12 protein-coding genes and 3 pseudogenes are annotated in these 10,729 nt (G+C 60.9%); 6 read left to right on the top strand and 9 right to left on the bottom strand.

The genetic code is table 11. The features are described from left to right. Positions 1–373: 373 nt before the first annotated feature. Together Q8O80_RS11035 and Q8O80_RS11040 are read right to left on the bottom strand one after the other, a co-directional pair. The gene (locus tag Q8O80_RS11035) at positions 374–2,293 is read right to left on the bottom strand and encodes a cation-translocating P-type ATPase (protein WP_305579520.1); all 1,920 of its coding nucleotides are present in this window, start codon (positions 2,291–2,293) and stop codon (positions 374–376) included. Between the two features lie 59 nt (positions 2,294–2,352). After that, positions 2,353–2,583, bottom strand: coding sequence for a heavy-metal-associated domain-containing protein (locus Q8O80_RS11040; RefSeq protein ID WP_291094737.1), 231 nt, complete (start codon positions 2,581–2,583; stop codon positions 2,353–2,355). Positions 2,584–2,679: 96 nt separating this feature from the next. On the opposite strand from Q8O80_RS11040, the gene Q8O80_RS11045 reads away from it, so the two are divergent. After that, positions 2,680–3,303, top strand: coding sequence for a LysR family transcriptional regulator (locus tag Q8O80_RS11045; RefSeq protein WP_291094739.1), 624 nt, complete (start codon positions 2,680–2,682; stop codon positions 3,301–3,303). 82 nt (positions 3,304–3,385) lie between these two features. Continuing rightward, positions 3,386–4,424: pseudogene (locus Q8O80_RS11050) on the top strand (IS110 family transposase). 345 nt (positions 4,425–4,769) lie between these two features. Here Q8O80_RS11050 and Q8O80_RS11055 read toward each other — a convergent pair. Continuing rightward, positions 4,770–5,000 carry a heavy-metal-associated domain-containing protein gene (locus tag Q8O80_RS11055; RefSeq protein ID WP_291094744.1) on the bottom strand — a complete coding sequence of 77 codons (231 nt, stop codon included), beginning with the start codon at positions 4,998–5,000 and terminating at the stop codon, positions 4,770–4,772. A 95-nt stretch (positions 5,001–5,095) separates the two neighbouring features. Between Q8O80_RS11055 and Q8O80_RS11060 the strand changes: the two genes are divergently transcribed. Continuing rightward, the gene (locus Q8O80_RS11060) at positions 5,096–5,986 is read left to right on the top strand and encodes a LysR family transcriptional regulator (RefSeq protein ID WP_305579521.1); all 891 of its coding nucleotides are present in this window, start codon (positions 5,096–5,098) and stop codon (positions 5,984–5,986) included. A 353-nt stretch (positions 5,987–6,339) separates the two neighbouring features. On the opposite strand, the gene Q8O80_RS11065 is transcribed toward Q8O80_RS11060, so the two are convergent. After that, a complete protein-coding gene (locus Q8O80_RS11065; RefSeq protein ID WP_291094749.1) occupies positions 6,340–6,900 on the bottom strand; it encodes a DUF6448 family protein in 561 nt (186 codons plus the stop codon). A 654-nt stretch (positions 6,901–7,554) separates the two neighbouring features. Between Q8O80_RS11065 and Q8O80_RS11070 the strand changes: the two genes are divergently transcribed. The 3 genes and pseudogenes from Q8O80_RS11070 (at position 7,555) to Q8O80_RS21575 (ending at position 8,206) form a co-directional block, all read left to right on the top strand. Continuing rightward, positions 7,555–7,818, top strand: coding sequence for a hypothetical protein (locus tag Q8O80_RS11070; protein ID WP_305579522.1), 264 nt, complete (start codon positions 7,555–7,557; stop codon positions 7,816–7,818). Further along, positions 7,797–8,030: pseudogene (locus Q8O80_RS21570) on the top strand (MOSC domain-containing protein); the annotation flags it as partial. The gene Q8O80_RS11070 and the pseudogene Q8O80_RS21570, both read left to right, overlap by 22 nt. After that, positions 7,949–8,206 (top strand): 3-alpha domain-containing protein, encoded by a 258-nt coding sequence (locus Q8O80_RS21575; protein WP_371136169.1) that lies wholly within the window; start codon positions 7,949–7,951, stop codon positions 8,204–8,206. The pseudogene Q8O80_RS21570 and the gene Q8O80_RS21575, both read left to right, overlap by 82 nt. 579 nt (positions 8,207–8,785) lie before the next feature. On the opposite strand, the gene Q8O80_RS11075 is transcribed toward Q8O80_RS21575, so the two are convergent. The 5 genes and pseudogenes from Q8O80_RS11075 to Q8O80_RS11090 form a co-directional block, all read right to left on the bottom strand. Beyond that, positions 8,786–8,962 (bottom strand): hypothetical protein, encoded by a 177-nt coding sequence (locus Q8O80_RS11075; RefSeq protein ID WP_305579523.1) that lies wholly within the window; start codon positions 8,960–8,962, stop codon positions 8,786–8,788. A gap of 81 nt (positions 8,963–9,043) precedes the next feature. Continuing rightward, positions 9,044–9,638 (bottom strand): annotated as a pseudogene (locus Q8O80_RS11080) (VIT1/CCC1 transporter family protein). A 341-nt stretch (positions 9,639–9,979) separates the two neighbouring features. Continuing rightward, complete coding sequence (locus tag Q8O80_RS11085) at positions 9,980–10,366, bottom strand: hypothetical protein (RefSeq protein ID WP_305579524.1); 387 nt, start codon at positions 10,364–10,366, stop codon at positions 9,980–9,982. Then, on the bottom strand, positions 10,366–10,545 hold the full coding sequence (locus Q8O80_RS21580; protein ID WP_371136170.1) for a hypothetical protein: 180 nt from the start codon (positions 10,543–10,545) through the stop codon (positions 10,366–10,368). The genes Q8O80_RS11085 and Q8O80_RS21580 overlap by 1 nt, the downstream gene beginning before the upstream one ends. After that, on the bottom strand, positions 10,542–10,729 hold a 188-nt coding region (locus Q8O80_RS11090), incomplete at its 5' end, for a Tn3 family transposase (RefSeq protein WP_305579525.1). The genes Q8O80_RS11090 and Q8O80_RS21580, both read right to left, overlap by 4 nt.

Consider the following 10,729-nt stretch of genomic DNA (forward strand, 5'->3'; position numbering starts at 1 on the left):
GCAGACAGAAGCACTATCGGCCAAGCCGGACGATGATGACGAGGTGGCAGAATAGTAAGAAGTCTGCTGCCGGCTGCCGCATGGAGTTGGCGTATCGCTTTTCATGATCGCGGCAGTAAACGACAAAACGGGACCGGTGAAAAACCGTTTGTCAACAAAGAAGTTGAGAAAGCCGACCTATTCTGAGCATACAATCGGCGGAGGGGACGGGACAGCCGTCGAACCTTCTCTTGGATGTAAAGCATTGATATTATTACATCAACTTGCAGTTTCGAATCCCACGTGATACAAACGCGACTGAGGTCCAACCCATATCTCTTCGACCAACCCGCGCCAGTCTGGCGCGGGTCCGAAATCGTTTCTGCCGAAGCTCCTACGCAACGACGTGCTCGGCAATCTGACGGGCAGTTCCGATTTTGGCGGCTTTTGGAACCCGCAGCAGCCGCATGCCGTTGGCGATCACGATCAGCACCGAAAGCTGGTGGATCAGCATCCCGCCCGCCATGTGGATCGAGCCGGTATAGACCCCGAACAGCAAGCCAATGACGGTCAGAACCGCAATGACGAGGTTCTGGCGCATGTTGGTCAGCGTGGCGCGCGAGATCTCCATCGCCTCGGCGATCTTGCCCAGATCATCGGTCATCAGCGCAATGTCCGCGGTCTCGATGGCGATGTCGCTGCCGCCGGCCCCCATGGCAATGCTGATGTCGGCCGCCGCCAGTGCTGGTGCATCGTTGATACCGTCACCGACCATCGCGATACCAAGGCCTTCAGACTTGAGCGAACGGATACGGTCCAGCTTGTCGTCGGGCATCATCTCGGCATGCACCTCATCCACCCCTACCGCTCTGGCAATCGCCTCGGCTGCCGGGCGTTGATCGCCGGTCAACATTACCACGCGGCGTACCCCAAGAGCGTGCAGCCGGTCGATCATCGGCTTTGCACTGGCGCGCGGCATATCGGCCAGCCCCAGAAGGCCCACGACTTCGCCATCGCGCGCCACGATCACCACCGTGTGGCCCAGCCCGTGCAACCGGGCGATAGCGTCCGTCGTGCCCGCGTTGAACGCGATGCCGAGATGATCGAACAGGCGGTGACTGCCGACGGCAATCTGATGGCCGGTATGGCGAGCAATCAGACCCATGCCCGAGATCTCTTCCAGCGCCTCGGCGGTGGGCAGCGGGCCCTGCGCACGTGCCGCCTCGATGATCGGACGGCCCAGCGGGTGGGTCGAGCCGGTTTCGGCAATCCCCGCCCATAGGAGTACGTCTTCCCTGCTCTGACCCGCAAGCGCCACGACCTCGGCCAGACGCGGCCGACCTTCGGTCAGCGTGCCGGTCTTGTCGAGGGCAAGTGCGGTGATGCGCCCGGCATTCTCAAGATGCTCGCCGCCCTTGATCAGGATACCCGCACGGGCCGCCCGTCCGATCCCGGCAATCACCGACACCGGGGTCGAGATCACCAGCGCGCCCGGACACCCGACAACCAGCAGCGTCAATGCCAGCTCAATATCGCGGGTGACAAGGTAACTGCCGATCGCCAGCAGGAACACCGCCGGTGTATACCAGCGCCCGAAGCTCTCGATCATCCGCTGCGCCGGGGCCTTGGCCTCTTGCGCCTCTTCGACACGGCTGATGATGCGGGCCAGCGTGGTGTCGGCCCCAACGCCGGTGGCGCGCAGGTACAACAGCCCGTTTTCGGCCAGTGTTCCGGCGAACACTCGCGAACCGGGTGTCTTTTCCGCCGGGATCGGCTCGCCGGTGATGGCCGCCTCGTTGACGGCTGCCGCGCCTTCGATAACTTCGCCATCGACCGGCAGGAGTTGACCAGCCTTCACCAAAACGGTTTCACCAAGTTGCACAACATGTGCAGCCACCTCAACTGGTTCGCCACCCCGCAGCACAGTTGCCGTGACGGGGGCGGCGTCTATCAGCGCCTTGAGCGCGCCACGGGTCCGGCTCATGGTACGGCTTTCCAGCCAGGCCCCCAACATGAACAGGAATGTGACGGCGGCGGACTCCCAGTAGTTATCGATGAACACCGCACCCGTGGCCGCCACGATAACCAGCAATTCGATGCTTAGATGGCGCAAGCGCAGCGCGGCCCAGGCCCGCAACGCGATGTCATATCCGGCCAGAATGGCAGCCGTCGTCATCAGCGGCGCCCAAGGGCCGGCCAGCCCGAACCCATACCAGGCGACCAGCGCAAAGGTGATGAACGCACCACTGAAGATGGTCAGCCATTTGCGCCGACTGGTGGGGTGCCTATAGATGCTTGTGATCATGGAAAACATTGGTCTCTCCTTTCATGTCGAAGCCCGGCCGCCCGAAGGCAGCGGGGCGGTTGCAGATCTCAGAATGCCGACGGCTTGGCGGTATAGCCGGTCTTGGCGATGGAATTCACCAGAGCGTCCACGTCGCTGAGTGCCGGGTCATGCTCGACTTCAATCCGCCCGCTTGCGAACTTCACCTCGGCCTTTTCCACGCCGGGTAACGCCAGCAGCGCCTTTTCGATTTTCGGGATGCAGGAGGGGCAGGAAAGCTCGTCGCTACGCAGGGTCGTCCGGGTTGCTGTCTTGGTCATGGCTTGATCCTTTGATGTGATCATTGTTGCGTCTGAACAAGATATAGATGCACAATCAGCGCACAGGGATTGGCAAATAGTGAAAGGCGGCGTTGCATGAATGCACAGCTTGCGAATTGGGACGATCTGCGGGTGTTTCTTGCCGTGGCGCGAGCTGGCAGTCTTTCGGGCGCGGCACGCAGTCTTGGCGTTAATCATTCCAGGGTGTTCCGCCGGATTGCCGGATTCGAGGAGACGCTGGGGGTGCGGCTGTTCGACCGCCTGCCGACCGGCTATGCGCTGACGCCGGCAGGCGAAGAAACGCTGCGCATTGTCGAGTGTATCGAGGCCGATGTCGCCACGCTTGACCGCACCGTGACCGGGCAGGATCTGCGGCTGAGCGGGATAGTGCGGATCACGGCGACCGACATGCTCGCGTTCTGGCTGTTGCCGGATCACCTTGCGCGGTTCCGTGCCGCCTACCCGGGGATCGAGGTGGAAGTGGTGGTGGGCAACGAAGCGCTCAACCTGTCGCGGCGCGAAACCGATATCGCCTTGCGGATTGGCAACACCCCGCCCGAGACACTGGTGGGACGACGGGTTGGGCGGCTGGAGTTTGCAGTCTACGGAGCGCCCGATTACCTCAGCGCCAACCCCGGCAACGTTCTGGCACAACATGACTGGATCGGCCTCGACAGCGCCCATGCGCCGCCGCCTGGCCGGTTTTTACTCCGCCGTTGATGAGGTGGAACGACCCGCGACCGAAGCATCAGAGTGCTAAGAACTGGTCGTTATTTCAACGCCACAGGGTAGGAGCCGTTCCATGAAGCAGATTACCACCATCGGGCTGGATTTGGCCAAGCAGGTTTTTCAGATCCACGGTGCCGACGCCGAGGGTTCTCCAATTGTCAATCGAAAGCTCCGCCGCGCGGAGGTGCTGCGGTTCTTCGAGAAGCAGCCTGCCTGTCTGGTCGGAATTGAGGCCTGCGGCAGTTCGCACTACTGGGCTCGCGAGATCGCTGCGCTTGGTCACGAGGTGCGTCTGATCCCGCCGGCCTATGTCAAGCCTTTCGTCAAGCGTGGCAAGACGGATGCCGCCGACGCCGAGGCAATCAGCGAGGCAGTGACACGCAAAACCATGCGCTTTGTCCCCATCAAAACGGCCGAGCAACAGGCGGCAGCGATGGTGCTGAAGACGCGCAGCCTTCTTGTCCGACAGCAAACCCAGGCGATCAATGCGCTGCGCCCATCTGGCGGAATTGGGCATCATTGCCGCCATCGGTACGACGAGGGTTGCAGGGCTGATCGAGATCGTACGCGATGCGACCGATGCTCGCTTACCGAAGGCTGCGCGCTTCGCGTTGACGGCCGTAGCCGATCAGATCGAGGCTTTGATCCGACAGATCGGTGATCTCGATCGGGAGATTGTCGCCGGGGCAAAGCGCGATGAGGATATGCGGCGTCTGGCCACTATACCGGGCGTCGGTCCTATCACGGCGGCGTCAATCAAGGTGCTTGTTCCAGATCCCGGCGGGTTCAAATCCGGTCGTCACTTCGCAGCTTGGCTGGGATTGACACCCAGGTCCCATTCGAGTGGTGGCAAGGAGCGGTTGGGAGGAATCTCAAAGATGGGCAATCCGGAGCTCCGCTCATTGCTTGTCCTCGGCGCGAGCGCCGTCCTGCGATACGTGCGAGGCAACGACAAGGCGCCGAAATGGCTGAGCGCGCTTCTGATGCGCCGGCCTTATAAGGTCGTGGCTGTCGCGCTTGCCAACAAGATGGCACGGGTCATATGGGCGCTTTTGACCAAGGGCGGGACATATCGGGGCATGACGCCGGTAAACGGTGCAGCAAATGCTTGAACCGGAAGTCGGCTAAAACGAACTGTGCGGCGCGGTAGCCGGCAGAGGTGAGGTGCAAAAAGCAGACGATGATTCCGTGGGACGAAATCCCGAGGCGAGAGAGGCCGCTAGTGTCAACGCGCTCAAAGCGCGTGCCGTTGATTAGCCACTCGTATCGCGAACTTCATCGAGGCCAGCGGCCCAAAGCCGCGCTCAAAGGCCGAACATATGACCGCACCATTCCCGCGTGATCAAATGTCTGAAAAAGCCCTTGCAAAGTGGGTCGTTCCACATATGACATGTGGCTCTCTCCTTTCAGTGCAAGCCCCACCGCTTGGGGCGGTGGGGGAGATTTGATAAGCGGGGTCAGAACGCCGAAGGTTTGGCAGTATATCCGGTCTTGGCGATGGTACTCACCAATGCGGCCACGTCACTGAGCGCCGGGTCGTGCTCGACCTCGATCCGCCCGCTGCCAAACTTCACCTCGGCCATCTTCACGCCGGGCAGCGCCCGCAGCGCGCTTTCGATCTTCGGCACGCAGGAGGGACAGGAAAGCTCGTCGCTGCGCAGTTTCGTGCGGATTGTCTTGTCGGTCATGGTGAAACCCCTTCATTGATTGTTGTTGCGTCTGGATCAAATATAGCCTCTCATTTCACGCACAGGCAGTGGCGAAACCGGAAAGGTGTCCTTGCATGAATGCACAGCTTGCCAATTGGAACGATCTGCGGGTGTTTCTGGCCGTGGCGCGGGCGGGCAGCCTGTCGGGGGCGGCGCGCAGCCTTGGCGTCAACCATTCCACAGTGTTCCGCCGGATCGCGGGGTTCGAGGAAACCCTGGGTGTGCGGCTGTTCGACCGGTTGCCGACCGGCTATGCGCTGACCCCGGCGGGCGAGGAAACGCTGGGCATCGTCGAGCGGATCGAGGCCGATGTCACCACGCTGGACCGCACCGTTACCGGACAGGATCTGCGTCTCAGCGGCACCGTGCGGATCACGGCGATCGACATGCTGGCTTTCTGGCTGCTGCCGGACCATATTCAGCGATTTCGGGCCACCCATCCGGGCATCGAGTTGGAAATCGTCGTCGGCAACGAGGCACTCAACTTGTCGCGCCGCGAAACCGACATCGCCCTGCGGATCGGCAATTCCCCACCCGAAACTTTGGTCGGGCGAAAAGTCGGCAAGCTGGAGTTTGCGATCTACGGTGCCCCTGATTATTGCGCGGCTCATCCGGGCGCGGATCTGGCGCAACATGACTGGATCGGCTTTGACAATGCCCACGCGCCGCTGATCCGCCAGTTCGAGAAACTCCTGCCCGGCATGCGCCCGGCGGTGCGGACAAACTCGGTGGCCTGTGCGGTGCGGCTGACCAAGGCGGGTCTTGGTCTTGCACTATTGCCCTGTGCCATCGCTGATCTGAAACCAGACCTGATCCGCGTCGCAGAACTGCCTGAGTCCTTCGGCCTTGATCTGTGGCTGCTGACCCACGAAGACCTGCGCCATACTGCCCGGATTCGCGCCGTCATGGATTTCATGACGCCGGCACTGGGCGAGGCTCTCACGCCCAATACGAAGGCGGTGTAACAGGCGCGACGATAAACTCGCCTTTGCGTCGCCCGTCGGCAGATCATTGTATCGCCATCCAGCTATCTCACACACCATGAAAATCTACCGCTGACGCCACCCGCGGCCGGCACGTCGCGGCACGCCCCGAAAGCTCAGGCAAGGTGCTTAATGACCTGGGAGAAGTAGGGTGCGGATGCTCCTTTTCCCCCCAGCCTCCAAGAGCCGGTGGCGCTGAATTTCGAGATTCTGATCCTCGGCAGCGAAGCGCGCGGCTGACATGGGGCGACGCAGCGCATTCACGCTCCATCGCCCCCTTTCATATCGGCTGGGTGCTTCAGCTACGGTCAGTGACCGGCCAGGGTCTCACGATGCTAATGACCGGCCCCGGCCTTGACCAGATGATCCGCCTCCTCGGCGAAGTGCGTGAACTGCACGTAGGCCTCGATGTACTCGCGGCCCTGCTCGATGGAATCCTCCGCCGTCTGGCGCTTCTCGTAAGCTACCGCAAAGCGCTCCTCGGTTCCGTGCTGGATCGCCGACGCGAGCTCGTCCGCCAGCCGCTCGATGTTGCCGTCATTCAAAGCCTGGTCGGCGGCTGCGATGATCGGCTCGACGCTGCCGGTCGGCTTGAGTCCGGTGAAGGCCGCACCCTCGCTCGCGCGGTGGACCCGGACCAAGGTTTCGAAGAAATACTGATCGGCAACGGTCTTGGCGGCGTTCGATTCATCGCGAACCGCCACCGTCATATCGAAAGCGCTTTTGATCTCGTCCTCGTCCTCCGCGGTGACCCACTTGAGGACCGGCGTCACGTCCTGCGCCTCAAGCGCGCGTTGCGCGTCCTGGACGACGGGGCCATCCATGCTGTCGCAATGAGCGAGAGCGGGGCTGGCGAGAAAGCCGAGGGCTGCGGTTGCCATGATTAGTTTGCGCATAGTAATGCTCCTTTTCCTTACTGTTCTGGGGCGCGGCTGCCTTGGCGCCTTGCCTTGACAGAGAAACTACGCTGTTCAGCCCGGCACAGCGATTGCAAAAAACGACAATTTCATTTTGCATGGATGCACAGCGCGGGTCGTGTCGCGATGGTGGTGGAAATTCGAAGGTGGCCCAATCTCCGGGTGAATATCACGCAGATCGCCAAGGCTGCCGAAGACGACAACACGCTGCGCAGTGTGCTTCCGTCCTGGGTGGTCCGGCACCACGATCTGCGGCGGTAGGTGCGCCGATGTGCGATCGCGCATTGGTAGTAATGATCTAGAGATTCGGCCCATTGCCGGCTTTGGCGCAAGACGCGGCGAACGGCAGGTCTGTGCCCTTCTTGCCCGATGCTGCAAGCCCAACGAACTGGTAGAATGCCGACCTTGCGGACATCCGATCGTTTTGCTCGGATGCCCGGTGTCTGATGCGAGCCATGTCTATCCAATTCCGTAGTCGGTTTCCGAAAATGGGCCGTCTACGTGGCCATAAATGGCTGCGGTCTGCCATCAGTTGCAGACAGCTCCGCGATGTCGAAACCCCGCAGACTTCATGACTTCTTTTGCCGATCGTGCTATGTGTAATGAACAGCCGACCTAAAGTGGAGACTGGCGATGCGTTTGCTTAGTGTCTCAGTTGGAACGCCTCGAACTATTCTGCATTCCGGTGAGGAGGTCTCTACCGCAATCTTCAAATTTCCAGTATCTGGCTCGGCGATGGCACGGCGCCTTGGAATTGACGGTGACATTCAGGTCAATCAGCAGGCCCACGGCGGCCCGGACAAGCCGGTGCTGGCGTTTCCGATCGAGAGCTACGATTTCTACGAGTTCGAGTTCGGGCAGCCCCCTTCAAACACGGTCATTTCGGCGAGAACCTGACCACGGAAGGAATGGTTGAAAACGAGGTCCGCATTGGGGATCGATTCCGGATCGGCAGGGCGTTAATGGAAGTAACAATGCCACCGATGCCTGCTTCAAGTTCGGCCACAAGCTTGGCAATCCCAAGGCGTTGGCGCGCTGCATCGAGACCGGGCGAACCGGATTTTATCTCCGTGTCCTGGAGGAGGGCGAGGTCTTTCCATGTGAGATAGTCAAAGAAGGCGCCAATTTATCTGCTCCGAGCGTTCGTGAGATCCACGAGTTGCGCTTTCACCGAAAATCCGATGTTGCGGGGATGGAGCGCGCCGTCGCTGAACCCGCCTTGTCTATGGTTGTGCATATCCTGTTCAAAAAGCGCCTACTCGATCTGAACCAAGGGACTGGCTAAGGTGGATGTTGACCGATCTGCCGGCAGAGCAGATTCGACCCTGTTTTGCTCCAAAGTCTGATTTGCGCAGTCAGCGGGCGGCTTGGCAAGCATCGTGACCGGCGGCTTCGGCGCGCAAATGAGACGTTCGAGCTGCTTGCAGCGAACGGCAGCACACCGCCGTTCGTGCAGCGCCTGGCAAAATGCTGCGCTGCGGAAACGCTAGTGCGGTGCTAAGTCGGGCGACCAGCGAAGGTTTGATTTCCGTTCCATCTTACCTAACGCGACTCCGGTCAAAGTGTTCAGGATGCCCCTCCGGAAATTTCTTTGGTTACAGAGCTTTGCAAGGAATTCACTAAATTCGCGCAGTCATCAGGTCCGGAGAATATCCGGCTGAGAGAACGGATTTTGGGCCAGCCGCCAACGCGGCAGTGTTCAGCCTTGACCGCAAACCCCTTTGAAAACACGGAAAAACCTGGCCGCAGCCGGAGCGGGAGAACGTTTTCGCGGGGGCAAGTGGCGGAGGGGACGGGACTGGGATCCAACGTTCTCCGCCGCCTAAATCGTTGTTTTATCTAATCCGACAGATGGTTTGAATAGTCATTCGGTTCTGTCGCGACTGCGAGCAAGACCCAGCGAATTGTAGCTGGGACAGCTCTTCTGGAGCGACACGGAATCGTCCACCACGTCTCCGTTCAGTTGAGTGAAGTTTTTTGCGAGATCGACGCCGATACTTGTAACTTTTCCCTTGGATCGGTTCTCCTTCAACTTGTTCATGGCCACCGCCAGTCTGGCCCATAGCGATGCCGTCAAGGGAGTGCGGCATCCACCCCTTCTCTTATCCTGAGATCGTAGCAGCTACTCCACGGTAACCCCGAACACCGCCCCGATAGCGGCTGTCGCAGCAATTGCAAGCGCACCCCAGAACGTGACCCTCACGGCTCCGCGGACCATGCCGGCTCCGCCAGCCGACGCGCCCAATCCACCGAGGACCGCGAGGCCAACGATCGACGATGCCGCCACCAGAAGACTGATCCGATATTCCGAGTTCGTCGCGGGCATGCGATCCGAGCGCGTCGCGTTCTGTCAACTGGTGGGCCACCTGCGCGGCCAGGTCGCGGTCGAGCCCGCGGTCGACATAGATCCGCGTCAGCTCCTCGAGTTCAGCCTCTGGCGTTTCCCCGAGTTCTCGGGTCTCGCGCGCGATGTCCGCTCGCTCTGCATCGGTCTGGGAACTGACCGAGACGTATTCGCCCGCCGCCATGGACATCGCACCGGCCACGAGCCCAGCGAGCCTCGCGATCAACACTTCGGGCTTTCCCGACCCGGCCGCCGCCACGCCGACGATCAGGCTCGCGGTCGAGACAAGACCGTCGTTGGCTCCGAGAACGGCCGCATGCAGCCAGCCGATGCGATGCACCATGTGAATTTCGGAATAAGAGAGGCGGCTCATGGCGTGGCTCCTTGTGCAATGTCTGCCTGTACCGAGAGGACAGGCTGTGCTTTCCGAGACGAGACTCCTTCTTGGCCACTCCTGCGCATCGCGACGGAATGGCGCGCAAGCGACCTCAATCCTTGCGCGATACGATGGCCGAGAGAGGTTCGTCGCTGATGCACATCGACGCGGGATATTTCCTTGCACCCGTGCCACCCCAGCGCCGATCAGTCCGGGGCCCGTGGCCCGTCAAGTCGCGCCCTGCATGAGAGCCGGTTGATGGGATTGCCGTTCAGGGTGTCGTGCGCCAGCATGATGCCGGACCTCTCGCCTCCGATTGGACGGCCGCGGGTGCACTGTCAGTTCCGTTTGCCCGCGCCAAGGTATCGGGCCAGAACGAACGCCGCGGTGAAGGCGATCTCGGAGGCGGCATCGGTTGCCTCCTTTCGCTGTACCCCGGGCTGCTTCCTTGACGGGTCACCCGGGTCATGTTTCGACAACTGCCTGTGTGCGAGGAACACGAGGCCCGCCGAAAGCATCAGGTATCCCAGGCCAATCAGGAGTGCAGCCGATTCATGCCCGATGGCCGCGCCGAGCGTGAGATAGGCCCAGGCCGTCAGGAACCCGACGCCGGTGGCGCCGATCAGTCCACCGGCCAACGCCAGCAAGACTGGCAACAACAGTTTCCGAATGTCCATACGGACATTTCGGCCAATGCTGTGCACGATGTCATCGAGAATACCCATCAACGCCGCGACAGGGCGCCGACCAGAAAACCCGCGACCGCCGCGAGGCCGATCGTCATCCAAGGGTGTCTGCAACGGACGTCTCCAGCTGCATCGCGGCAGACGCCGGTGGCTTCCAGGGGTAGGAACAAGAGCAGTTCCCAGCGACACGCTAAGGCCAAACGAAGCGTGAAAGTCACGCAGCGCGGCGCAACCGAGCCGGAAGTCTGAGCGATCGGAAGCCTTCAGGCATCTGGTGTTCTGCATCCCATGTGTAGATGCCGGTCAGATTGATGTGTTCCCAGCTCAGCGGCGATACGTGCTTGAGCAGGTGATCCGGAATCTCGCGATGCGTTTTGCGTAAGTGGGTGACGGCTCGTTCGA

The organism is Devosia sp. (assembly GCF_030689745.1).
GTDB classification, from domain to species: Bacteria; Pseudomonadota; Alphaproteobacteria; order Rhizobiales; family Devosiaceae; genus Devosia; species Devosia alba.

Bases quoted from the DNA above. Each gene is read 5' to 3' on its own strand.
- Q8O80_RS11035 (WP_305579520.1), bottom strand. From the start codon at position 2,293: ATGTTTTCCATGATCACAAGCATCTATAGGCACCCCACCAGTCGGCGC.
- Q8O80_RS11040 (WP_291094737.1), bottom strand. From the start codon at position 2,583: ATGACCAAGACAGCAACCCGGACGACCCTGCGTAGCGACGAGCTTTCC.
- Q8O80_RS11045 (WP_291094739.1), top strand. From the start codon at position 2,680: ATGAATGCACAGCTTGCGAATTGGGACGATCTGCGGGTGTTTCTTGCC.
- Q8O80_RS11055 (WP_291094744.1), bottom strand. From the start codon at position 5,000: ATGACCGACAAGACAATCCGCACGAAACTGCGCAGCGACGAGCTTTCC.
- Q8O80_RS11060 (WP_305579521.1), top strand. From the start codon at position 5,096: ATGAATGCACAGCTTGCCAATTGGAACGATCTGCGGGTGTTTCTGGCC.
- Q8O80_RS11065 (WP_291094749.1), bottom strand. From the start codon at position 6,900: ATGCGCAAACTAATCATGGCAACCGCAGCCCTCGGCTTTCTCGCCAGC.
- Q8O80_RS11070 (WP_305579522.1), top strand. From the start codon at position 7,555: ATGCGTTTGCTTAGTGTCTCAGTTGGAACGCCTCGAACTATTCTGCAT.
- Q8O80_RS11075 (WP_305579523.1), bottom strand. From the start codon at position 8,962: ATGAACAAGTTGAAGGAGAACCGATCCAAGGGAAAAGTTACAAGTATC.
- Q8O80_RS11085 (WP_305579524.1), bottom strand. From the start codon at position 10,366: ATGGGTATTCTCGATGACATCGTGCACAGCATTGGCCGAAATGTCCGT.